Origin of the sequence: Streptomyces sp. MNU89 (assembly GCF_020982505.1) — a bacterium.
GTDB lineage: Bacteria > Actinomycetota > Actinomycetes > Streptomycetales > Streptomycetaceae > Streptomyces > Streptomyces xinghaiensis.
The window spans coordinates 6,076,286-6,099,008 of sequence record NZ_JAJKLL010000001.1 but is presented as its reverse complement, the minus strand read 5'-3'; the positions used below and the strand labels follow the sequence as shown (position 1 = coordinate 6,099,008).

Sequence of the window (22,723 nt, the reverse complement as noted above, 5' to 3'; positions counted from 1 at the left end):
ACGGGCTTCCCTCCCTGACACGAGGGGGGAACGGGGTCTCTCAGAAGGCGTCGAGGATGAGGGTGAAGCCGCTCGGGGCTCCGTCCTCGATGTACGGGGCGAAGCCGGCGACGTCGTCGAAGGCGAAGCCGTACGCCTTGCCGTCGGCGCTCACCTCGTGCAGCGCCCGGGCGTAGTGGTTGGTGACCTCCCGCTGGTAGAAGGCAGCCGGATCGGTGACCGGCTGGGACGGATGGCTGCGCAGCACCGACCGGTTGAGAGCGGCCCCCAGGATGGCGGCGACCGGGCCGGTGGTGCCGTCGTTCGGCGCGGCCAGGGCCCCGTCGCAGAACAGCACGTCGCGGGTGGTCGGCCGGTCGAAGGAGACGGCGGCGGGGCCGGTGAAGGCGAACCTGCCGCCGCTGACCCGGCCGGTGAAGGTCCCCGCGTTGGTGGTGACGCGCAGGTCCGTACCGGTGTAGTGGTTCCACGCCTCGTCGATGGCGCCGGCGAGGTAGTCCCGGTCGAACAGTCCGCTGTCCAGGCCGTGTCCGGGGGCGAGGACCCGCTTCTCGCCGAGGACCAGCGGTGCGAAGGCGTCGTGGCGCGCCAGGTCCCGGAAGACCGCGGCACGGCCGCCCGCGCGCAGTTCACCGGCCGTCTGGTCCTTCGCCCCGGTCAGCCGGATGCTGAGCGGGACGCTGAACATGTCCACCATGGTGGTGTTGCAGAACATGCCGTCGTCGTTGTAGGTGAACTCGGCGCAGTCGTGCAGCACGTCGTAGCTCGGGTCGGACTCCACCCAGCCCGCCGGGTACTGCAGGGCCGGGTTGCCGTTGCCGTCGGCGACGGCCTTGAACTTCAGCCGGCCGCCGAGGGCGACGTAGATCCGCCCGGACATCTTCGGCAGCGTCAGCCGGGTGTCACCACCGCCCGCGAGCGGGATGGCGTAGTCGGTGAAACCGTCGGGACCGTTGTCCGAGAGGGAGACGGGCGCGAGCGTGCCGTCGGGGGTGACGCGCACCTGCCGGCCGCCCTCGTTGCCGACGATATAGATCGCGATCGAACTGTTGTCGTACGCGCCCGTCTTGTTGACGACGGTGAGCGGGAGCCCGGCGGCGGCCTTCCGGGAGGCGCCGGGGGTGGTCCCGGACGCCGCCTGCCCGGAGAACAGGAGGGCGCCGGAGCCCACGGCCGCGCCGGCGGCGAGCCCGCCGAGTAGCTTTCTGCGGCTGATCACGGGGCTCACCCGCTCTGCTGGACGGAGACGTAGTCGACGATCATCGGCACCCCGGGCCGGGTGGCGGCGGTGGGGGTGGCGTGGCCCGCGACACCGTCGGGGAAGGCGCCGCCCATGGCCACGTTGAGCAGCACGAAGTGGCCGTGGTGGGTGGCGTTGGCCCAGGTGGCGGCGTCCAGGTCCGCCGAGCTCACCGTGTGGTAGTGCTGCCCGTCGACGTACCAGCGCAGATACTCGGTGGAGCCGGTCCGGTCCAGCTCCAGTGCGAAGGTGTGGAAGCCGGACTGGCAGCTGGCGCCGGGGCAGGTGGTGGAGCCGCCGCGGCCGTCGTACTCGTTGCAGGGGCCGCCGGGGGCCGTGCCGCAGTGGAGCACGCCCCACACGGTGTTGAGCCCGTTGACGTTCTCCATGATGTCGAACTCGCCGATCCCCGGCCAGTTCCAGTAGTCGCCCCGAAAGTCCGCGCCCAGGGTCCAGAAGGCCGGCCAGTAGCCGAGCGCCTCCTCGCCCGTGATGTCGGGCATCCGGATGCGCGCCTCGATGCGCATCGTGCCGCCCTCGGGGGCGGCGAAGTCGGTCCGGCGGGTCTCGATCCGGGCCGAGGTCCACTGGCCCGAGCCGTCCTTGAGCGGGGTGATCCGCAGATTGCCCTGGCCGTCCTGGCTGACATTGGCCGGATCGTTGGTGTACGTCTGGGTCTCGCCGGTGCCCCAGTTCGCCGGTCCGCCCGGGTAGGAGGTGCCGGTGTCGATGATCCAGTCCGAGCTCGGCGGCAGCGCGCCCGCCGGTCCGTCGAAGTCCGCGCGCCAGACCTCCTGGAGGGCACCGGCGCGGGTCCGGTCCTCGCCGGTGGGCGTGTCCGCCGGGGATCCGGCCCAGGCCGCGGGCAGGATCATCGCGGTGCCCGCGACGACTCCTGCCACGGCCGCGGCCAGCTTGGTCTTCTTGCTCATGGGTTCGCTCTCCTCGCATGGTGGGGGTCGAGGGGCTTTTTGAGAGCGCTCTCAAGCCGTGCGGAAGACAGTGCCGATCTCAGGCGGTAGCGTCAAGCCTCCTGGAGAAAAGAGGAGTTGAAGGTGGCCGATACCCGTCCCACGCTGGAAGCCGTCGCCGCGCACGCCGGAGTGTCCCGGGCCACCGTCTCGCGGGTGGTCAACGGCAGTACGGGCGTCCGCGCGGCCGTACGGGACCGGGTGGAGCGGGCGGTGGCGGATCTCGGGTACATTCCCAACAGCGCCGCGCGTTCGCTCGTCACCCGGCGCACCGGGGCCGTCGCCGTGATCGTCGCCGAACCGGAGCGACGGGTCTTCGCCGATCCCTTCTTCGCCCAGCAGCTGCGCGGCATCAGCCGCGAACTGGCCGCGTACGACACCCAGCTGGTGCTGATGCTGGTGGAGCGGCGGGAGGACTACGACCGGATCGGCCGCTACCTCTCCGGCGGTCACGTCGACGGCACGCTGATGTTCTCCCTGCACCGCGACGATCCGCTGCCCGGCATGGCCGCCGCCTCCGGCCTGCCCGCGGTCTTCGGCGGCCGCCCCGGCTGGCCGGGCGCCGAGGACGACCCGGGGCTGCTGTACGTCGACGCCGACAACCGCGACGGCGCCCGGCAGGCCGTCCGGCATCTGCGGGACCGCGGCCGGAAACGGATCGCCGTCATCACCGGCCCGCTCGACCAGACCTCCGCGGCCGACCGCCTGGACGGCTACCGGGACGCCCTCGGCGGCCCCGGAGACGTCGCCCAGGGGGACTTCACCGCCGAGGGCGGCGAGCGCGCCATGCTGGAACTCCTGGACCGCTGCCCGGATCTGGACGCCGTCTTCGCCTCCTCGGACCTGATGGCCACCGGCGCCCTGCGCGCCCTGCGCGCCCGCGGCCTGCGGGTGCCGGAGGACGTGGCGATCGTCGGTTACGACGACATGGAGCCCGCGAGCTGGTCGGATCCGCCGCTCACCACCGTCCGCCAGGAGGTGGAGGAGATGGGGCGCCTCATGGCCGGCCTGCTGCTGCGCCGGCTCGGCGTCGCCCCGCCGGACGAGGGCCTGGCGCCCGTGATCACCCAGGCGCGGCTGATCGTCCGCGCCTCCACCTGACCGGGCGGCCGGCCAGCTCGTCGTAGACGCTCAGCACCTGCGCCACCGTGTCCTCCGCCGTGGGGCCGTGCGCGGCACGCGCCCGTCCCGCCGACCGGAGCCGCTCGCGCCGTCCGGGGTCCGCGAGCAGCCCGCCGACGGCCTCCGCGAGGGCGCGGGGGTCGCCGTAGGGGACGAACTCGGCCGCGTCGCCGACGAGATCGCGCACCGCGCCGGAGGCCACCGCGACCAGCGGCACACCCGCCCGCAGGGCCTCCCGGACGAGCGGCAGCGGCGCGTCCCGGCGGCCCGGCAGCAGCAGGACGTCGGCGGCGGCGACGAGTTCTGCCCCGTCGGGCCGGTGGCCGAGCAGCCGCACGGGCAGGTCCTCGAAGTCGATCCGCCGTTGCAGCGCCGTCCTGGCGGGCCCGTCCCCGGTGACGAGGAGCAGCGGACGCGGCTCGCGGACGCTCCAGGCCCGGGCGGCGTCCAGCAGCGGCCGCATCCCCTCCCCGGGAGCGAGGCGGCCGGCCGCGAGCAGCAGCGGCCGCCCGTGCGCGCCGAGAGCGGCCCGCCGGGCGGTCCGCGCGTCCGGCCGTCCGGACCGGACCGCGTCGCGGCCGATCTCCGCGGGCGGGCGCCGCGGGGGCAGCAGGACGGACACCAGCCGGGCGTCCCGCGCCCCGCGCCGCCGGGCCCGGTCGACGAGTTCCGTGGTCGCGCCGAGCACGACCGCGGCCGTCCGGGCCGCCCGGCGCTCCATCAGCCGCACCAGGCCGCCCCGCACCCCCTCCGCGTACGCCCCGCGGTGCCAGGTGACGACCAGCGGCACGGAGCCGCGGCCCAGCGCGAGGGAGACCCGGAACGCGGCACGGAGCCCGTGCGCGTGGACGACGTCCGCCCCGGCGCACACGGCACGCAGCACGGCGACCGTCGCCGGGTCGGCCCGGAGCGCGGTGGCGGCGAAGTGCGCCCCGGAGCCGGTGAAGTCGTGGGCCCGCTCGGCGCAGCGCGGGGCGCAGACCGTGACGCGCACGCCCCGGGCCACCAGTCCGGCGGCCAGGGCGCGCACCTGCGCGCCGTTGCCGGAACGGCCGTGCCCGAGCACGTGGACGGCGTGCAGCCCCGGTTCCCGGCGCGGCGGTACGGGTGTGCTGCTCACTTCGGGGTGAACTCCTGGAGGTGTCCTGGGTGTGTCCGATTCCGGTCCTGTCGGGTCCGGTCCGCTCGGTGGCGCGGGGGCACGGCGAACGGGCGGGCGGGCCCGGAGCCGGCGGCCCGTCACCGCGTTCCGGGCGGCGGGGGCGGAACCGCTCGGGCCCCGGCTCGCCGGCACGGCCGGACGTGCCACGGCCCCCACCGCGCCCGGCAGAGCCCGCGCCGACCCGGTACGGCGGACGGCGCGCCCCCAAGGATGCCAGCCCCTCTCCCACCGCCGGCAGCCGCCTCGACTTTCGCCGCCCGCACGCCCGTTCAGCCTCTGCGCCCCCCCGTGACCCGGACCGGCGTCGCCCCGCGCGAGAAGACCGAGACCGGGTCCGGCCGGCGGCCCAGCGCGTCCCAGACGCGCAGGACGGGCCGGTCGAGCCAGGCGGGCCCGTCACCGATCCGTTCCCCGGCGACCGCGGCGGCGAGCAGCACGGCCGCGGACAGCAGCAGCCCCGCGCGGTCGCTGCCGGCCGCGACCGCCACGCCGAGCCCGGCGCCGAGCGCGTGCGCGCCGGTGTCGCCGAGCATCGTGCGCTCGTCCAGGTCGTCCGCGAGCAGGGCGGCCGCGGCTCCCATCGGCGCGGCGCAGAGCAGACCCGCCGCTCCCCCGCGCAGCAGCAGGGGCGCGCCCATCGCGAGGACGGCCTTGGCGGCCCGCCCGGGCCGTACGTCCAGCAGATTGACCAGATGCGCGGCTCCGGCGACGACCAGGCCCGCCGGCAGCGCGTCGAGCGGCCGCCGCCGCACCAGCGCGCCGGCGGCGAGCCCGGCCGCGCCGATGCCGAGCAGCTTGATCCCGCCGGAGGTGATCTCCCCGTGCCGCAGCGCGGTCAGATGGGCGCGGAAGCCGCGCCGGGCGTCGTTCCGGCCCACCAGGTCGTCGTACGCGCCGCAGGCCCCCGCCGCGAGGACCGCCAGCGCCGCGGCCCCGCGCACCCGGGCCGGGAGGCCGGGGACGGTCGCCGCCGCGAGCGCGGTGCCCAGCACCACCGCCGGCCCCGCGTACAGATCGACCGGCCGCCCGGCGTGGTTGCGCCGCTCCCACAGCGCCGCGCCGCCCGGCGGCCTGCGGCGTATCCCGGCGAAGACGGCCCGCGCCGCCCCCGCCGCGGCGAACAGCACCTGCGTACGCCCGCGTTCCGCGCCGTCCGGCACCGTCATCGTCCGCTCCCCTCACCGCTGAACCGCCCGACACCCTACGCGTCCCGGACGGGCCGGGTGGCCCGGACCGGTGAGCGGCTGCGCCCCCGGCCCCGGGGGTGGCAGACTCAGCCGGACTCCCGCGGCTCCCCCGACTCCTCCGGCCCCCCGGCCGCCGCGCGGGCCGCCGCCAGCAGTTCCTCGGCGTGCGCGCGGGCCAGTTCGGAGTCCTCCTGGCCGGCGAGCATCCGGGACAGCTCCCGGATGCGGTCCTCGCCCTCCATCGCCTGCACACCGCTGCGGGTCACCGACCCGTCGTGGGTCTTCTCCACCACCAGATGGCGGTCGGCGAAGGCGGCGACCTGCGGCAGATGCGTGACGACGACGACCTGCGCCGACCGTGCCAGCCGGGCCAGCCGCCGGCCGACCTCCACCGCGGCCTTGCCGCCGACCCCCGCGTCCACCTCGTCGAAGAGGTAGGTGGGCACCGGTGAGGCCCCGGCGAAGACGACCTCGACGGCGAGCATCACGCGGGACAGCTCACCGCCCGAGGCGCCCTTGGCGATGGGCCGGGCCGGGGCGCCCGGATGCGGGGCGAGCAGCAGCTCCACCTCGTCGGCTCCGGTCGGGCCGAAGGCGACGGTGCGGCCGTCCACCTCGATGCCGTCCGGGTCGTCCGTCTGCCGGATGTCGATGCTCACCCGGGCGTGGGGCATGGCGAGTTGGGCGAGTTCGGTGGTGACGGCGTCGGCGAGGCGCTTGGCGGCCTCGGTGCGCGCGTCGGTGAGGGTCCGGGCCATTTCGGAGAGCCGGGCGCGCAGTTCGTCGCGTTCCGCGGCCAGTCCGCCGATCCGGTCGTCGTCGCCCTCCAGTTCGGCGAGCCGGGCCGCGCTCCGCTCCGCCCAGGTGAGGACGCCCGCGATGTCCCCGCCGCCCGGTCCGGCCGGGTCGCCGTCCTCCGTGCCGTACTTGCGGACGAGGTGGGTGAGGACGGACCGGCGCTCCTCGACCGCGGCGAGCCGCAGCGGGTCGGCGTCGAGGTCACCGGCGTATCCGGCGAGCTCCCCGGCGACATCCGCCAGCAGGATGCCGATCTCGCCGATCCGGTCGGCGAGCGCGGCCAGCGCCGGGTCGTGCGAGCGCACGGCCTCCAGGGCGCGGTGCGCGCCGCCCACCAGGGCCCCGGCGTCGACCGCCTCCAGATCCTCCGGGTTGCCGGCGAGCGCGCCGTGCGCGGCGGTCGCGGCGGTGGCGAGGGCCTCGGCGTGGCGCAGCCGTTCGGCCTCGGCGGCCAGTTCGGCGTCCTCGCCGGGCTGCGGCTCGGCGGCGGCGATCTCCTCCAGGCCGAAGCGGAGCCGGTCGGCCTCGGCGGCCCGCTCCCGGGCGCGGGTCGTCAGCTCCTCCAGCTCCGCCGCCACGGTGCGCAGCCGCTGGTAGGCGACGGTGTACTCGCCGAGCGGGCCCGCGACGGCGTAGCCCGCGTAGCGGTCCAGCGCCTGCCGCTGCCGGGCGGGCCTCAGCAGCCCCTGCTGGTCGGTCTGGCCGTGCACCGCCACCAGGTCCGAGGCCAGCTCGCCGAGCAGCCCGACGGGCACCGACCGCCCGCCCAGATGGGCCCGTGAGCGCCCCTCGGCGGAGAGGGTGCGGCTGATGAGCAGCGCGCCGTCGTCCAGCTCGGCGCCCGCCTCCTCGGCCCGCCGCGCGGCGGGGGTGTCGGGGGGCAGCACGATCCGTCCCTCGACGACCGCCGCCTTCGACCCGATCCGCACCAGGCCCGCGTCGGCCCGTCCGCCGAGCAGCAGGCCGAGGCTGGTGACGACCATGGTCTTGCCGGCGCCCGTCTCGCCGGTGACCGCCGTGAAGCCGGGTGACAGCTCCACAACGGCGTCGTCGATGACTCCGAGCGACCGTATCCGCATTTCCTCCAGCACGGACACGACCTTACGAGGTACGGGGGGCGCGGCGCGACGTACCTCCCCCGCGACGGGCCGGGAGACCCTTCGACGGAGTGGTTCCGGACCGTTCCGGTTGATCCCCGCGCCGGGCGCCGTATCCGCCCGTCATCCCTCCACCGCGGCCCCGCCGGTCAGTGCGGCGCCCCGCGCCAACCGGCCACCGGCAGCGCGAACTTGGCCACCAGACGGTCGGTGAACGAGGCGTGGTGCAGCCGCGCCAGGCGCACGGGCACCGCTCCGCGCCGCACCTCCACGCGTGCGCCGGCGGGCAGTTCGACCGTGCGCCGGCCGTCACACCACAGCACGCCGTGGGGCGTCTCCGGCTGCACCTCGACGGCCAGCACCGCGTCCGGTGTGGTCACCAGCGGTTTGGCGAACAGCGCGTGCGCGCTGATCGGCACCATCAGCAGCGCCTCCACGCCCGGCCAGACCACCGGGCCGCCGGCCGAGAAGGCGTACGCCGTCGAGCCGGTGGGCGTGGCGCACACCACTCCGTCACCGCCGAAGCGGGAGACCGGGCGGCCGTCGATCTCCGTGACGACCTCCAGCATCCGCTCGCGGGAGGCCTTCTCCACGGAGGCCTCGTTGAGCGCCCAGTCGCGGTGCGCGATCTGCCCGTTGTTCCGGACGACCACATCGAGCGTCATCCGCTCCTCGACCTCGTAGTCGCGCGTGACGACGCGGTCCACCACCTTGTCGAGGTCGTCGCGCTCCGCCTCGGCGAGGAAACCGACCCGGCCGAGGTTGACGCCGAGCATCGGCACCCCGGAGGCCCGGGCGAACTCGGCGCCGCGCAGCAGCGTGCCGTCCCCGCCGAGGACCATCAGCAGCTCGCAGCCGTCCAGCACGTCCTCCTCGGCGTCCACCAGCTCGACGACGGGCGGCAGCGTGAGCTCCGCGGCCTCCTCCGCCAGGACCCGGACTCCTATCCCGCTTCTCAGCAGCCCCTGCACCACCAGTTCGGCGCTGCGCACGGCGGCCCGCCGGCCGGTGTGCGCGAGCAGGAATACCGTCCGTGCTGTTGTCGTCGTCACCGCGGCCCCTCCGCCACTGCTCGGTCCACTGCTGCGGGGTCGAGTGCGGGTGCCCCGGCACGCAGCCAGAGGAAGTACTCGACGTTTCCGGACGGTCCGGGCAGCGGGCTCGCGGTGACGCCCAGCACGCCGAGACCGAGTTCCGCCGCCTGTCCGGCGACCTTGCGCACCGCCTCGGCCCGCAGTTCGGGGCTCCGGACGACCCCTCCGCTGCCCAGCCGCTCCCGGCCCACCTCGAACTGCGGTTTCACCATGAGCACCAGATCCGCGTCCGGGGCGGCGCAGCGCACCAGGGCGGGCAGGACGAGCCCGAGGGGGATGAAGGACAGATCGCCGACGACGATGCCGGCCGGCTGCCCGCCGATGAGGTCGGGTTCCAGGTCACGGACGTTCGTACGGTCCCGCACGGTGACCCGTTCATCGTTCCGCAGGGCCCAGGCGAGCTGGCCGTAGCCGACGTCCACGGCGACGACGTGCGCCGCGCCCGCCCGGAGCAGCACATCGGTGAAACCGCCGGTCGAGGCGCCCGCGTCGAGCGCACGGCGGCCCTTCACCTCCAGCCCGAGGGGGGTGAAGGCCGCCAGGGCGCCGGCCAGTTTGTGGCCGCCGCGGGAGACGTAGTCGGGGTCGCCGTCATCCGGGACGACCACGACCGCCGCGCTGGTCTCCACCTGCGTGGCGGGCTTGCCCGCGACGCTGCCCCCGACCGTGACCCGGCCCGCGGCGATCAACTGGCCGGCGTGTTCGCGCGAGCGGGCCAGTTTGCGGCGCACCAGCTCCGCGTCGAGTCGGCGTCGTGACACTGCCACGGGGGGTTCAGCTCCTGGTGTCGTACGGGGCGGACGGGCGCGGGGCGGACGGTGCGGACGGCGTGGGGGACGGACCCGGCGGGCCCGGTCGCTGGTCGAGTGCGGTCAGGGTGTCGCGCAGGGCCCGGTGCACATCCTCGTACACCTCGATGTGCCCGTCACCGGGGAGGTGGTCCACATCGGCCAGCCGGTCGAGCGCGGCGTCCACCCCGGCGTTCCCCGTGGGCGTCCGCGGGACACCGAGGGGCGCGGGGCCGGCCGGCGCGTCCGGATCACCGGCCTCCGCCGCGGCGGGACCGACCTCCCGAGCCGCGGTACCGGGCTCCGCCGCGGTGATGCCGGGTTCCGGGCCGGCGCTCTCCGCGCCGGGAGCCGGGCCGGGGCGCGCGGGGGCCGCGTCCCGCGCTCCACCCCCGGCCGGGGACTCCGGACCGGCGGGCCCGCCCGCCACCGGGACCACGCCGCCCGCACCGTGCTCCGCCACCGGCCCCGGCCCGGCGCCGGGCAGCGGCTCGTTCATGCCGTTCATGCCCCCGACGCTACCCGGATCCGGCCGTCCGCCGCGCATGCCGGTCTGGGGTAACGTCGGCCGGGATGACCAGGACCATCGAGGACTGCCACCGGGCACTGGAACGGCTGTCGGAGAATCTCGCCGGCGCGGACGACGACGTCCGCGGCGCCGCCGCCATGAACCGCTCGCTGAGCTGCCACATCACCGATCTCGACACCACCTTCACCGGACGGCTCGCCGACGGCCGGATCGAGGACGTGACCGCGGCTCCCGGACCGCCGGCGGAGAAGGCCCAGATCCGGCTGTCGACGACCTCGGACGATCTTGTCGCGATGGTCAACGGCGAGCTGCATTTCGCCAGGGCCTGGGGCAGCGGCCGGGTCCGGCTGGAGGCGGGCTTCCGCGACCTCCTCCGCCTCCGCTCCCTGCTGTAGGCGCCGCGCTCGGCCGGACCGTGCGGGAATCGTTCCGTCCCCTTCGGCGGCGTACCCGCCACGCCCCGGCACCGCCCCGCACGGCTCAGCCGAGGCCCAGCCGCGCCAGCGCCTTCGCCGTCTCCACGCCCTCGCCCGAGCCCCCGCCGGCCACCGCCCACACCGCCGCGCAGCCGGCGCGCAGCCCGTCCAGCGGATCGCCGCCGCCCTCCAGCAGCAGTTCGCCGCGGACCACCCGGGCCGTCCAGCCGCCGCACCGGTGGCCCTCCGGGCCGGCCCCGCCGTGCACGGCGGCCTCGGTCTCCGGGTGGCCGGTGAGCAGCCCGCGCAGATCGGCCGCGACGTAGGCGGGCCGCTGGTGCGGCGGCGCGGCCAGCAACTGCGCGGCGTCGGTCACCCCGGTGAGCACGAGCAGCGAGTCGACGCCACCGGCGTGCGCGCCCTCGATGTCGGTGTCCAGGCGGTCGCCGACGACCAGCGGCCGCCGCGCCCCGGTGCGCAGGATCGTCTCCCGGTGCATCGGCGGCAGCGGCTTCCCGGCGACCTGCGGCCGCCCGCCCGCGGCGATCCGGACCACCTCCACCAGCGCCCCGTTCCCGGGCGCCCGGCCCCGCCCGGTCGGGATCGTCAGATCCGTGTTGGACGCGAACCAGGGCACCCCGCGGCCCACGGCGTACGCCGCCTCCGCCAGTTGCTCCCAGCCCAGCTTCGGGTCGTAGCCCTGGACGACCGCGGCCGGGTCGTCCTCCGCCGACTCCACCGGCTCCAGGCCCCGTTCGCGCAGCGCCACCCGCAGCCCCTCACCACCGACGGCGAGCACTCGCGAGCCGGCGGGCACCTGTTCGGAGATCAGCCGGGCCACCGCCTGCGCCGAGGTGATCACCTCGGCGGCCTCGGCGGGCACCCCGAGCCGGGTCAGCAGGGCGGCGACGTCCAGCGGCGTCCGCGAGGCGTTGTTGGTGACGTACGCCAGGTGCATCCCGCAGTCCCGCGCCGTCTCCAGCGCCTCCACGGCGTGTTCGATCGCCTCGCCGCCCGCGTACACCACACCGTCCAGGTCGAGGAGGGCCGTGTCGTACTCCGCGCACAGCGGCCGCTCCCTCCCGTCGGTGCGGGTACGGACCCCGGTCCCGCCTTGCTCTCCCATGGACTCCCGCCCCTCGCTCGGCACTTGTCCCCCGATCATCCCGCATCACCCGCAGGCGCATAACATGCACCAATGAGCAGAACCGGTCTCACCCGCGACGGTCTGCGGCTGTCGCCGTTCCGCGGTCTGCGCTACGCCCCGGAGCGGGTCGGCAGCCTGGCCGCCGTGACCTCACCGCCGTACGACGTGGTGGTCCGGCCCGACGGGCTGCGCCATCTGGAGACGGCCGACCCGTACAACATCGTCCGCCTCATCCTGCCGCACGGCGCCGACCCGGCCGTCTGCCACCGGCGGGCCGGCGAGACACTGCGCCGGTGGCGCGCCGAGGGCGTCCTCAGAGCCGATCCGGAACCGGCGCTCTACGTCTACGAGCAGTACGGCGAGGGCCTGCTGCAGCGCGGCCTGATCGGCGCCCTCCGCCTCTCCCCGCCCGAGGAGGGCGTCGTCCTGCCGCACGAGGACGTCATGCCGGACGTCGTCGCCGACCGGGCCGCCCTCATGCGGGCGACGGCCGCCAACCTCGAACCGCTCCTGCTCACCTACCGCGGCGACGACGCCGAGGGCGGCGATGACGACGGCGACGACGGTCCGCGCGGCGCCGCCGCCGTCATCGAGCGCGCGGTACGCGGCGCCCCGCTGCTCACCACGGTCACGGAGGACGGCCGGCGCCACCGCCTGTGGGCGGTCACCGATCCGGCCGAACTGGCCGAGGCCGACGCCGACCTCAGCCGCCGCCGGGCCCTCATCGCCGACGGCCACCACCGCTGGGCGACCTATCTCCGGCTGCGCGAGGAACAGCCCTCCCCCGGGCCCTGGGACTCCGGCCTGGTGCTGCTCGTCGACACCGCACGCCACCCCCTGCGGGTCCGCGCCATCCACCGGCTGCTGCCGCGTCTGCCCCTTCCCGAGGCGCTGGACGCGCTCCGCGGCGCCTTCCGCGTGCGCCGGGTGGACGGGCCGCTCCCGCACGCCCTCAAGGCGCTGGGCGACCCCGCGGAGCCCACGGAACGGGGATCCGGGACCACCGCCGGCGGCGGGGACGGTGCCGTGGCCGGTGTCAGTGTCGGCCCCGGCACCGCCGGCAACGCCTTCCTGCTCGCCGGGGACGACGGAAGCTTCCACCTCGTGGACCGCCCGGACCCCGCCCTGCTCGCCCGCGCCGTCCCCACCGGCCGCCCCCGCGCCTGGCGGACCCTGGACGCCACGGTGCTGCACTCGGTGCTGCTGGGACGGATCTGGGAGGTCCCCGACGACCCGGAGCACATCCGCTACATCCACGACGCGGCGGCGGCCGTGGAGCAGGTGGAACGCCACGGCGGCACCGCCGTCCTGATGCGGCCGGTCCGCGAGGAGACCGTCCGGCACCTGGCGGAGCAGGGTGTGATGATGCCCCGCAAATCGACGTCCTTCGGGCCCAAGCCCGCCACCGGCCTCGTCCTCCGCAGCCTCGGCACGGACTGAACCGGCGGGGACGGCGGCCGGCCCGGGTCACCGATCCGTGGCGGACCGCGGAAGCCATCGGCTCCCGGAGCCACGAACGACCGGAATCGGGCGCACACCGGAGCCCCGGAGCGGCCGCCCGGCCCGTACCGGCACACCGCCGCTCCGTTCATCACGGCCGTAGCCGCCCTGCCGGGGCGGCCACGGGCACGGGAACGGGAACGGGGGCGGAACCCGATCGGATCCCGCCCCCGTCACGCGTCTCCCGGCACGGCCGGAATCAGTCCTCCCGCTCCTCGTCCCGCGCCGGTTCACGGCTCTCACGGGCCTCCGGTGCCTCCCGCAGACCGGCGTCCCCGCCGTCCCCGCGAGCGTCCCGCGGCTCGCCGTCCCGGTCAGCGGACTCCGCCCCGGTCGCCGGCGCGGCCTCGGCCGCGCCGTCCCGGTCCGGGGCCGCAGCGGACACCCCGGCATCTCCGGCGTCGGAGACCGGCGCCTCCGCCTCGTCCCGCGGCTCCGTTTCGTCCGCCTGCTCCACGCCGTCAGCCTGCTCCGCTTCGGGGTCGAAGGCGTCCACGAACTCCACCCCGTCCAGCTCCGCGAGCCGGTCGGACGCGTCCGTCGTACCGCCCTGGTCGGCCTCGAGCGCCCGGGCGAACCACTCGCGCGCCTCGGTCTCCCGGCCGACGGCCAGCAGGGCGTCGGCGTAGGCGTACCGCAGACGTGCCGTCCACGGCTGTACGGAGTTCGACGCCAGCTCCGGGCTCTGGAGGGTGACCACGGCGGCGTCCGGCTGTCCCATGTCACGCCGTGCGCCCGCGGCCACCAGGCGCATCTCGACCTGCCCGGCCTTGTCCAGCCGCTGCACCTCCGGCTCGCCCGCCATGGCCAGCGCCCGCTCGGGACGCCCCATGCCGCGCTCGCAGTCGGCCATCACCGGCCACAGGTCGGCGGATCCGGTCATCCGTCGCGCGGCCCGGAACTCCGCCAGCCCCTCGGCGTACTTGCCGACCCCGTACGCGGCGAAGCCTGCGGCTTCCCGGACCGAGGCGACCCGCGACGCCAGCCGCAGGGCGATCTTGGAGTACTCGTAGGCCTGTTCGGGATCCTCGTCCAGCAGTTTGGCCACCATGACGAGGTTCCGGGCGACATCGACGGCCAGCGTCTTCGGCAGGCTCATCAGGTCCTGCCGCACGTCCTTGTCGATCTCGTCACCGGTGACGTCCTCGGGGATCGGCAGCCGCCTGATCGGCTCGCGGTCGCGCTCGCCCCGCTCCCGGTCACCGAACCGGCCGCCACCGGGCCGGCCGTCGCGCCGCCCCGGACCACCGCGGTCGTCACGTCGGCCGTAGCCACCGCGCCCCCGCTCCTCCCGCGGACCGGCCCCGTACGAGCGACCACCGCGGTCACCGTCCCCCCGCAAACCGGAACGATCGCCCCGTCCCCGGAAACCACCACGCTCATCATCCCGCCGGAACCCGGGCCGCTCATCCCGTCCCCGGAAACCACCACGGTCGTCCTCACGCCGCGGACCCGCCGGCCGCTCACCGCGCCGATCCCGGTCATCCCGGCCACGGAAACCACCCCGGTCATCGTCACGGCGCGGGCCCCGCGACTGGTCACGGTCATCCCGCCGGAACCCCGGCCGCTCATCCCGCCCACGGAAACCACCACGGTCATCCTCACGCCGGGGACCACGCGGCCGCTCATCCCGCCGATCCCGGTCATCCCGCCCCCGGAACCCACCACGGTCGTCCTCACGGCGCGGGCCCCGCGACTGGTCACGGTCATCCCGCCGAAACCCCGGCCGCTCATCCCGCCCACGGAAACCACCACGGTCATCCTCACGCCGCGGACCCGCCGGCCGCTCATCCCGCCGGTCCCGGTCGTCCCGGCCACGGAAACCACCACGCTCATCATCCCGCCGCGGACCACGGGGACGGTCCTCCGGCCGGCTCCGGTCCCCGCGACTGGAGGAGCCGCGCTCGTCCCGGCCGCGATAACCCTCCCGGTCGTCGCGGCGCGGACCACGCGGACGGTCATCGCGGCGGAAACCCCGACGGTCGTCGCCCTCCTGGCGCCTCGGCTGACGCTCAGAGCGCCCTGATCGTTCCTCCGGAGAGTTGCTGGACATCGACGTGACTCCTACCTGCGGGAACCGCACTGATAACGCATTCTCGCGCGCTCTGCGAGCCGGCGCGCTTCGGCATAAAACACAAAGGACCCTTGGTCCCAGCATGAACGCTGGGACCAAGGGTCCTTTAAAGATTGTTCGGCGGCGTCCTACTCTCCCACAGGGTCCCCCCTGCAGTACCATCGGCGCTGAAAGGCTTAGCTTCCGGGTTCGGAATGTAACCGGGCGTTTCCCTCACGCTATAACCACCGAAACTCTATCGGATAACCCCGCACAGCGGGATCACGACAAGTTCCTAGCGAACAAGCACACTCTTCAATTGAGTCAAGCTTGGTTCAACCGGGACAACTGTTCGTTATCCGGGAACCACACAGTGGACGCGAGCATCTGAGGACAAGCCCTCGGCCTATTAGTACCAGTCAACTCCACACCTTGCGGTGCTTCCATATCTGGCCTATCAACCCAGTCGTCTACTGGGAGCCTTAACCCCTCAAGGGGGTGGGAGTCCTCATCTCGAAGCAGGCTTCCCGCTTAGATGCTTTCAGCGGTTATCCCTCCCGAACGTAGCCAACCAGCCATGCCCTTGGCAGGACAACTGGCACACCAGAGGTTCGTCCGTCCCGGTCCTCTCGTACTAGGGACAGCCCTTCTCAAGACTCCTACGCGCACAGCGGATAGGGACCGAACTGTCTCACGACGTTCTAAACCCAGCTCGCGTACCGCTTTAATGGGCGAACAGCCCAACCCTTGGGACCGACTCCAGCCCCAGGATGCGACGAGCCGACATCGAGGTGCCAAACCATCCCGTCGATATGGACTCTTGGGGAAGATCAGCCTGTTATCCCCGGGGTACCTTTTATCCGTTGAGCGACGGCGCTTCCACAAGCCACCGCCGGATCACTAGTCCCGACTTTCGTCCCTGCTCGACCCGTCGGTCTCACAGTCAAGCTCCCTTGTGCACTTACACTCAACACCTGATTACCAACCAGGCTGAGGGAACCTTTGGGCGCCTCCGTTACCCTTTAGGAGGCAACCGCCCCAGTTAAACTACCCACCAGACACTGTCCCTGATCCGGATCACGGACCCAGGTTAGACATCCAGCACGACCAGAGTGGTATTTCAACGACGACTCCACCCGAACTAGCGTCCGGGCTTCACAGTCTCCCACCTATCCTACACAAGCCGAACCGAACACCAATATCAAGCTGTAGTAAAGGTCCCGGGGTCTTTCCGTCCTGCTGCGCGAAACGAGCATCTTTACTCGTAGTGCAATTTCACCGGGCCTATGGTTGAGACAGTCGAGAAGTCGTTACGCCATTCGTGCAGGTCGGAACTTACCCGACAAGGAATTTCGCTACCTTAGGATGGTTATAGTTACCACCGCCGTTTACTGGCGCTTAAGTTCTCAGCTTCGCCATGACGAATCATGACTAACCGGTCCCCTTAACGTTCCAGCACCGGGCAGGCGTCAGTCCGTATACATCGCCTTACGGCTTCGCACGGACCTGTGTTTTTAGTAAACAGTCGCTTCTCGCTGGTCTCTGCGGCCACCACCAGCTCACACCGCAAGGGCGATCACCAGCAATGGCCCCCCTTCTCCCGAAGTTACGGGGGCATTTTGCCGAGTTCCTTAACCATAGTTCACCCGAACGCCTCGGTATTCTCTACCTGACCACCTGAGTCGGTTTAGGGTACGGGCCGCCATGAAACTCGCTAGAGGCTTTTCTCGACAGCATAGGATCATCCACTTCACCACAATCGGCTCGGCATCAGGTCTCACCCTTACACGGAGGACGGATTTACCTACCCTCCGGGCTACACCCTTACCCCGGGACAACCACCGCCCGGGCTGGACTACCTTCCTGCGTCACCCCATCACTCACCTACTACCCCCTTGGATCGTCGGCTCCACCACTCCGACCTCGTCCGAAGACTCAGCCGGCGGCTTCACGGACTTAGCATCAGAAGGTTCAGCGCTGGCGCTTCAAAGCGGGTACCGGAATATCAACCGGTTGTCCATCGACTACGCCTGTCGGCCTCGCCTTAGGTCCCGACTTACCCTGGGCAGATCAGCTTGACCCAGGAACCCTTAGTCAATCGGCGCACACGTTTCCCACGTGTGTATCGCTACTCATGCCTGCATTCTCACTCGTGAACCGTCCACCACTGCCTTCCGGCGCGGCTTCACCCGGCACACGACGCTCCCCTACCCATCCCAACGGTCGTTGGACCTCATGCTGGAATGACACGACTTCGGCGGTACGCTTGAGCCCCGCTACATTGTCGGCGCGGAATCACTTGACCAGTGAGCTATTACGCACTCTTTCAAGGATGGCTGCTTCTAAGCCAACCTCCTGGTTGTCTCTGCGACTCCACATCCTTTCCCACTTAGCGTACGCTTAGGGGCCTTAGTCGATGCTCTGGGCTGTTTCCCTCTCGACCATGGAGCTTATCCCCCACAGTCTCACTGCCGCGCTCTCACTTACCGGCATTCGGAGTTTGGCTAAGGTCAGTAACCCGGTAGGGCCCATCGCCTATCCAGTGCTCTACCTCCGGCAAGAAACACACGACGCTGCACCTAAATGCATTTCGGGGAGAACCAGCTATCACGGAGTTTGATTGGCCTTTCACCCCTAACCACAGGTCATCCCCCAGGTTTTCAACCCTGGTGGGTTCGGTCCTCCACACGGTCTTACCCGCGCTTCAACCTGCCCATGGCTAGATCACTCCGCTTCGGGTCTTGAGCGCGCTACTGAATCGCCCTATTCGGACTCGCTTTCGCTACGGCTTCCCCACACGGGTTAACCTCGCAACACACCGCAAACTCGCAGGCTCATTCTTCAAAAGGCACGCAGTCACGACGCACCGGACAAGTCCGATGCGCGACGCTCCCACGGCTTGTAGGCACACGGTTTCAGGTACTATTTCACTCCGCTCCCGCGGTACTTTTCACCATTCCCTCACGGTACTATCCGCTATCGGTCACCAGGGAATATTTAGGCTTAGCGGGTGGTCCCGCCAGATTCACACGGGATTTCTCGGGCCCCGTGCTACTTACTTGGGTGTCGCACAAGCAAGTTGCTGACATTTCGGCTACGGGGGTCTTACCCTCTACGCCGGGCCTTTCGCATGCCCTTCGCCTACACCAACAATTTCTGACTCGCCCGATGGCCGGCAGACCATCGAAGTACGATCCCACAACCCCGTAAGCGCAACCCCTGCCGGGTATCACACGCCTACGGTTTGGCCTCATCCGGTTTCGCTCGCCACTACTCCCGGAATCACGGTTGTTTTCTCTTCCTGCGGGTACTGAGATGTTTCACTTCCCCGCGTTCCCTCCACATACCCTATGTGTTCAGGTATGGGTGACAGCCCATGACGACTGCCGGGTTTCCCCATTCGGACACCCCCGGATCAAAGCTCGGTTGACAGCTCCCCGGGGCCTATCGCGGCCTCCCACGTCCTTCATCGGTTCCTGGTACCAAGGCATCCACCGTGCGCCCTTAAAAACTTGGCCACAGATGCTCGCGTCCACTGTGCAGTTCTCAAACAACGACCAGCCACCCGCCACCCCACCCCACACGGAATGAGTACACCGGGACCGGCACCAAAGGACACAAGCTTCACAGCCCGTACCCTCAGACACCCAACAGCGCGCCCGGCACACCCCGACCCCCACCGCGTTCCACACTCCGAAGAGCAGTACTAGCAGCAGCAACCGTGATGCGCCGAATAGTCAACGTTCCACCCATGAGCAACCAGCACCGGACACTCGCCGGTGTTCTGGCCTCTGGACCGCCAGGAGTTACCCCCTGCCGGCCGAGAAGTGCTCCTTAGAAAGGAGGTGATCCAGCCGCACCTTCCGGTACGGCTACCTTGTTACGACTTCGTCCCAATCGCCAGTCCCACCTTCGACGATTCCCTCCCTTACGGGTTGGGCCACCGGCTTCGGGTGTTACCGACTTTCGTGACGTGACGGGCGGTGTGTACAAGGCCCGGGAACGTATTCACCGCAGCAATGCTGATCTGCGATTACTAGCGACTCCGACTTCATGGGGTCGAGTTGCAGACCCCAATCCGAACTGAGACCGGCTTTTTGAGATTCGCTCCACCTCGCGGTATCGCAGCTCATTGTACCGGCCATTGTAGCACGTGTGCAGCCCAAGACATAAGGGGCATGATGACTTGACGTCGTCCCCACCTTCCTCCGAGTTGACCCCGGCAGTCTCCTGTGAGTCCCCATCACCCCGAAAGGCATGCTGGCAACACAGAACAAGGGTTGCGCTCGTTGCGGGACTTAACCCAACATCTCACGACACGAGCTGACGACAGCCATGCACCACCTGTACACCGACCACAAGGGGGGCCGTATCTCTACGGCTTTCCGGTGTATGTCAAGCCTTGGTAAGGTTCTTCGCGTTGCGTCGAATTAAGCCACATGCTCCGCCGCTTGTGCGGGCCCCCGTCAATTCCTTTGAGTTTTAGCCTTGCGGCCGTACTCCCCAGGCGGGGAACTTAATGCGTTAGCTGCGGCACGGACGACGTGGAATGTCGCCCACACCTAGTTCCCAACGTTTACGGCGTGGACTACCAGGGTATCTAATCCTGTTCGCTCCCCACGCTTTCGCTCCTCAGCGTCAGTATCGGCCCAGAGATCCGCCTTCGCCACCGGTGTTCCTCCTGATATCTGCGCATTTCACCGCTACACCAGGAATTCCGATCTCCCCTACCGAACTCTAGCCTGCCCGTATCGAATGCAGACCCGGGGTTAAGCCCCGGGCTTTCACATCCGACGTGACAAGCCGCCTACGAGCTCTTTACGCCCAATAATTCCGGACAACGCTCGCACCCTACGTATTACCGCGGCTGCTGGCACGTAGTTAGCCGGTGCTTCTTCTGCAGGTACCGTCACTTGCGCTTCTTCCCTGCTGAAAGAGGTTTACAACCCGAAGGCCGTCATCCCTCACGCGGCGTCGCTGCATCAGGCTTCCGCCCATTGTGCAATATTCCCCACTGCTGCCTCCCGTAGGAGTCTGGGCCGTGTCTCAGTCCCAGTGTGGCCGGTCGCCCTCTCAGGCCGGCTACCCGTCGTCGCCTTGGTAGGCCATCACCCCACCAACAAGCTGATAGGCCGCGGGCTCATCCTGCACCGCCGGAGCTTTCCACCACCATCGGATGCCCGAGATGGTCGTATCCGGTATTAGACCCCGTTTCCAGGGCTTGTCCCAGAGTGCAGGGCAGATTGCCCACGTGTTACTCACCCGTTCGCCACTAATCCCCTCCGAAGAGGTTCATCGTTCGACTTGCATGTGTTAAGCACGCCGCCAGCGTTCGTCCTGAGCCAGGATCAAACTCTCCGTGAATGCTTCACGCAAGAGCGGCGCAGCCCGGAGGAATAATCCGGACCGCGCACAGCGTCCTCGCTGTAAGATTGCCTCCCGACCGCCACCGAAACGGTGGCACGGGAGGGCTTTTTCAAAGGAACCTCATCCCGGCAGCAAACAAAGAGTTGCCGCCCGGACGGGGTATCAACATATCTGGCGTTGACTTTTGGCACGCTGTTGAGTTCTCAAGGAACGGACGCTTCCTTCGGCCCCGTCTCCGGGCCCTCCGGGCGCTTCCCTTCGGTGTTTCCAACCCTACCAGACACTTTCCGAACCGATTTCCCGATCCGAATTCCGTTTCCGGTCCCCGTTGGAGAGGGTTTCCGCTGCGCCTTCCGGCGCGGCCCCTACGTTAGCGGATTTCCCGGCCGACTCATAATCGAGCCAATTCCAGAATTTCCGGCATCACCGAGAAACCCCGAGCGGGGATCTCGTCGTAGTGGTGGTGTCGCTGAGGGGCTTCCGCAGGTCCGGCTCTCCGCCGTCCCGCAGCCCTGCCCGTCTCAAGCGGCTCGGGCTACGTTAGACGCTCCCGCGTGCGGCGTCAAGCGCGGCCCTTGCGACGGGCCCGGTTCCTGGGTACATGGGCCCGGTACCGGCTCACGGTGGGATCGCCGGTGATCCAGAAGCGCCAGGGATGGTCGGCGCCGTCTCCGCCCACGCCCGTGCGCGGGCCGTTGTGGACGCGGTCCCCCGGCGGCGGGTCCCCGGTCAGTACGGAGAAGGGGGCGTCCGGGCCGGCGCAGACGTCGGTGCCGTCCAGGGAGCGGTCTATGCCGAGGGCGGTCGCCAGGCGGGCCGGTCCCTGGGCGAGTTCGCTGTGCTTGCGCGCCGTCCTGCGGCGTTCGCCGGCCCACTTCGCGCCGGTCAGGATCTCCCCGGCGCGGAGCAGGACACCGCTCGCCTTGCCCTCGGGGCCGCAGACCAGGTTGAGGCTGAACCACATGCCGTAGATGAAGTAGACGTACGCGTGGCCCGGGGGGCCGAACATGGACGCGTTGCGCTCCGTGCGCCCCCGGTAGGCGTGGGAGCCCGGGTCGGACTCCCCGTCGTAGGCCTCGACCTCCGTCAGGCGGAGCTCCACCGGTCCCTCGGGCGTGTTGCGGACCAGAACGCGGCCGAGCAGGTCGGGGGCGACCTCCAGCACGGGACGGTTGAAGAAGTCGCGGGTCAGGGGCGTGCGGTCGAGCCGTGCGGGCGGCTCGGGGGTCTTTCCCCGGGGGTGGTCGAGCATGTCCACCGAGCGTAATGCACCGGGCGGTGCCGGGCGGGCGGGTGCGATACGGGAGCATGGCGCACGGGATCGCGGCCGCCGGCGGTGGTCCCGTGCGGAGCTCGGCGGGAACCACCGGTGCGCTGTTCCGCGTATGTAGGGATCAAGGGTTTCGAGGCGGGGCCCGGCAGGGCTCGCCCAGGGGAGGAAGAGACAGACATGGCCTTCAAGAAGCTGCTCGCGAGCTTGGGCGCCGGCGGGGCGTCGGTGGAGACGGTGCTCACGGAGCAGAACGTGGTGCCGGGCGGGGTCGTCCAGGGCGAGGTGCGCATCCAGGGCGGCTCGGTGGCCCAGCAGATCGAGGGCCTCTCGGTGGGGCTGCAGGCGCGGGTCGAGGTGGAGAGCGGCGACCAGGAGTACAAGCAGGACATCGAGTTCCACAAGCAGCGGCTCGGCGGCGCCTTCGAGGTGCAGTCCGGTGCGGTGCACTCGGTCCCGTTCGCGCTGGACATCCCGTGGGAGACGCCCATCACCATGTTCATGGGGCGGCACCTGACGGGGATGGACGTCGGGGTGACGACGGAGCTGGAGATCGCGCGGGCCGTGGACTCCGGTGACCTCGACCCCGTGAACGTCCACCCGCTCCCCGCCCAGCAGGCCATCCTGGACGCCTTCGGCTCGCTCGGTTTCCGTTTCAAGAGCGCCGACCTGGAGCGGGGGCACATCCGGGGGACGCGGCAGCGGCTGCCGTTCTACCAGGAGATCGAGTTCTTCGCCCCGCAGCAGTACCGGGGTCTGAACCAGGTGGAGTTGACGTTCGTCGCGGACAACGGCGAGATGGACGTCATCCTGGAGATGGACAAGCGGCCGGGGCTCTTCACCGAGGGAACCGACTCCTACCGCGCGTTCACCGTGGGGCTGAACTCCTACCAGGAGACCGACTGGGCGGCCTACCTCAACGCGTGGCTGGCGGAGGTCGGCGGAAAGCGCAATTGGTTCTAGCGGTTCCCGGGTCTGTCCG

15 protein-coding genes and 3 rRNA genes are annotated in these 22,723 nt (G+C 71.0%); 4 read left to right on the top strand and 14 right to left on the bottom strand.

Going from position 1 to position 22,723, the window contains the following annotated elements; translation table 11 throughout:
* Positions 1–40: 40 nt before the first annotated feature.
* Together E4N63_RS26060 and E4N63_RS26055 are read right to left on the bottom strand one after the other, a co-directional pair.
* Positions 41–1,219, bottom strand: a complete 1,179-nt coding sequence (locus E4N63_RS26060) for a glycoside hydrolase family 64 protein (RefSeq protein ID WP_230241820.1) — start codon at positions 1,217–1,219, stop codon at positions 41–43.
* A 5-nt stretch (positions 1,220–1,224) separates the two neighbouring features.
* A complete protein-coding gene (locus E4N63_RS26055; protein ID WP_125625696.1) occupies positions 1,225–2,172 on the bottom strand; it encodes a glycoside hydrolase family 16 protein in 948 nt (315 codons plus the stop codon).
* Positions 2,173–2,295: 123 nt separating this feature from the next.
* Here E4N63_RS26055 and E4N63_RS26050 point away from each other — a divergent pair, with 123 nt between their 5' ends.
* Positions 2,296–3,312 (top strand): LacI family DNA-binding transcriptional regulator, encoded by a 1,017-nt coding sequence (locus E4N63_RS26050; RefSeq protein ID WP_125625695.1) that lies wholly within the window; start codon positions 2,296–2,298, stop codon positions 3,310–3,312.
* Here the strand turns inward: E4N63_RS26050 and E4N63_RS26045 are convergent.
* The 6 genes from E4N63_RS26045 to E4N63_RS26020 form a co-directional block, all read right to left on the bottom strand.
* Positions 3,275–4,453, bottom strand: a complete 1,179-nt coding sequence (locus E4N63_RS26045; protein ID WP_125625694.1) for a glycosyltransferase family 4 protein — start codon at positions 4,451–4,453, stop codon at positions 3,275–3,277. The two genes, E4N63_RS26050 and E4N63_RS26045, sit on opposite strands and share 38 nt — an antisense overlap.
* Before the next feature lie 311 nt (positions 4,454–4,764).
* Positions 4,765–5,661, bottom strand: a complete 897-nt coding sequence (locus tag E4N63_RS26040) for a hypothetical protein (RefSeq protein ID WP_125626066.1) — start codon at positions 5,659–5,661, stop codon at positions 4,765–4,767.
* Between the two features lie 107 nt (positions 5,662–5,768).
* Positions 5,769–7,559, bottom strand: a complete 1,791-nt coding sequence (gene recN / locus E4N63_RS26035) for a DNA repair protein RecN (protein ID WP_230242663.1) — start codon at positions 7,557–7,559, stop codon at positions 5,769–5,771.
* 167 nt (positions 7,560–7,726) lie between these two features.
* On the bottom strand, positions 7,727–8,629 hold the full coding sequence (locus tag E4N63_RS26030) for an NAD kinase (RefSeq protein ID WP_125626067.1): 903 nt from the start codon (positions 8,627–8,629) through the stop codon (positions 7,727–7,729).
* On the bottom strand, positions 8,626–9,432 hold the full coding sequence (locus E4N63_RS26025; protein WP_125626072.1) for a TlyA family RNA methyltransferase: 807 nt from the start codon (positions 9,430–9,432) through the stop codon (positions 8,626–8,628). The genes E4N63_RS26030 and E4N63_RS26025 overlap by 4 nt, the downstream gene beginning before the upstream one ends.
* Positions 9,433–9,445: 13 nt before the next feature.
* A complete protein-coding gene (locus E4N63_RS26020) occupies positions 9,446–9,967 on the bottom strand; it encodes a hypothetical protein (protein ID WP_267133939.1) in 522 nt (173 codons plus the stop codon).
* Between the two features lie 65 nt (positions 9,968–10,032).
* Between E4N63_RS26020 and E4N63_RS26015 the strand changes: the two genes are divergently transcribed.
* Positions 10,033–10,383: an SCP2 sterol-binding domain-containing protein gene (locus tag E4N63_RS26015; RefSeq protein WP_125626068.1), complete on the top strand. Its 351-nt coding sequence runs from the start codon at positions 10,033–10,035 to the stop codon at positions 10,381–10,383.
* Between the two features lie 85 nt (positions 10,384–10,468).
* Here the strand turns inward: E4N63_RS26015 and E4N63_RS26010 are convergent, their stop codons facing one another.
* Positions 10,469–11,530, bottom strand: a complete 1,062-nt coding sequence (locus E4N63_RS26010; protein ID WP_125626069.1) for an HAD-IIA family hydrolase — start codon at positions 11,528–11,530, stop codon at positions 10,469–10,471.
* A gap of 72 nt (positions 11,531–11,602) precedes the next feature.
* On the opposite strand from E4N63_RS26010, the gene E4N63_RS26005 reads away from it, so the two are divergent.
* The gene (locus E4N63_RS26005) at positions 11,603–12,991 is read left to right on the top strand and encodes a DUF1015 family protein (protein WP_125626070.1); all 1,389 of its coding nucleotides are present in this window, start codon (positions 11,603–11,605) and stop codon (positions 12,989–12,991) included.
* Positions 12,992–13,250: 259 nt separating this feature from the next.
* On the opposite strand, the gene E4N63_RS26000 is transcribed toward E4N63_RS26005, so the two are convergent.
* From E4N63_RS26000 to E4N63_RS25975, 5 genes are all read right to left on the bottom strand, one after another.
* Complete coding sequence (locus E4N63_RS26000) at positions 13,251–14,165, bottom strand: tetratricopeptide repeat protein (RefSeq protein ID WP_185831346.1); 915 nt, start codon at positions 14,163–14,165, stop codon at positions 13,251–13,253.
* 1,075 nt (positions 14,166–15,240) lie between these two features.
* Positions 15,241–15,357 (bottom strand): 5S ribosomal RNA (rrf, locus tag E4N63_RS25990).
* Positions 15,358–15,493: 136 nt separating this feature from the next.
* A 23S ribosomal RNA gene (locus E4N63_RS25985) occupies positions 15,494–18,622 on the bottom strand.
* 320 nt (positions 18,623–18,942) lie between these two features.
* Positions 18,943–20,468 (bottom strand): 16S ribosomal RNA (locus tag E4N63_RS25980).
* Together the 16S, 23S and 5S rRNA genes form the textbook arrangement of a ribosomal RNA operon.
* A gap of 565 nt (positions 20,469–21,033) precedes the next feature.
* Positions 21,034–21,723 (bottom strand): DNA-3-methyladenine glycosylase, encoded by a 690-nt coding sequence (locus E4N63_RS25975; protein WP_230241819.1) that lies wholly within the window; start codon positions 21,721–21,723, stop codon positions 21,034–21,036.
* Positions 21,724–21,921: 198 nt separating this feature from the next.
* Here E4N63_RS25975 and E4N63_RS25970 point away from each other — a divergent pair, with 198 nt between their 5' ends.
* Positions 21,922–22,704: a sporulation protein gene (locus tag E4N63_RS25970; protein ID WP_125626906.1), complete on the top strand. Its 783-nt coding sequence runs from the start codon at positions 21,922–21,924 to the stop codon at positions 22,702–22,704.
* The last annotated feature ends 19 nt before the right edge of the window (positions 22,705–22,723 follow it).

What these genes read in the sequence shown, in the direction of transcription:
- E4N63_RS25975 (WP_230241819.1), bottom strand. Translation starts at nt 21,723, where the DNA reads ATGCTCGACCACCCCCGGGGAAAGACCCCCGAGCCGCCCGCACGGCTC.
- E4N63_RS26015 (WP_125626068.1), top strand. Translation starts at nt 10,033, where the DNA reads ATGACCAGGACCATCGAGGACTGCCACCGGGCACTGGAACGGCTGTCG.
- E4N63_RS26055 (WP_125625696.1), bottom strand. Translation starts at nt 2,172, where the DNA reads ATGAGCAAGAAGACCAAGCTGGCCGCGGCCGTGGCAGGAGTCGTCGCG.
- E4N63_RS26005 (WP_125626070.1), top strand. Translation starts at nt 11,603, where the DNA reads ATGAGCAGAACCGGTCTCACCCGCGACGGTCTGCGGCTGTCGCCGTTC.
- E4N63_RS26040 (WP_125626066.1), bottom strand. Translation starts at nt 5,661, where the DNA reads ATGACGGTGCCGGACGGCGCGGAACGCGGGCGTACGCAGGTGCTGTTC.
- E4N63_RS26010 (WP_125626069.1), bottom strand. Translation starts at nt 11,530, where the DNA reads ATGGGAGAGCAAGGCGGGACCGGGGTCCGTACCCGCACCGACGGGAGG.
- recN (WP_230242663.1), bottom strand. Translation starts at nt 7,559, where the DNA reads ATGCGGATACGGTCGCTCGGAGTCATCGACGACGCCGTTGTGGAGCTG.
- E4N63_RS26020 (WP_267133939.1), bottom strand. Translation starts at nt 9,967, where the DNA reads ATGAACGGCATGAACGAGCCGCTGCCCGGCGCCGGGCCGGGGCCGGTG.
- E4N63_RS25970 (WP_125626906.1), top strand. Translation starts at nt 21,922, where the DNA reads ATGGCCTTCAAGAAGCTGCTCGCGAGCTTGGGCGCCGGCGGGGCGTCG.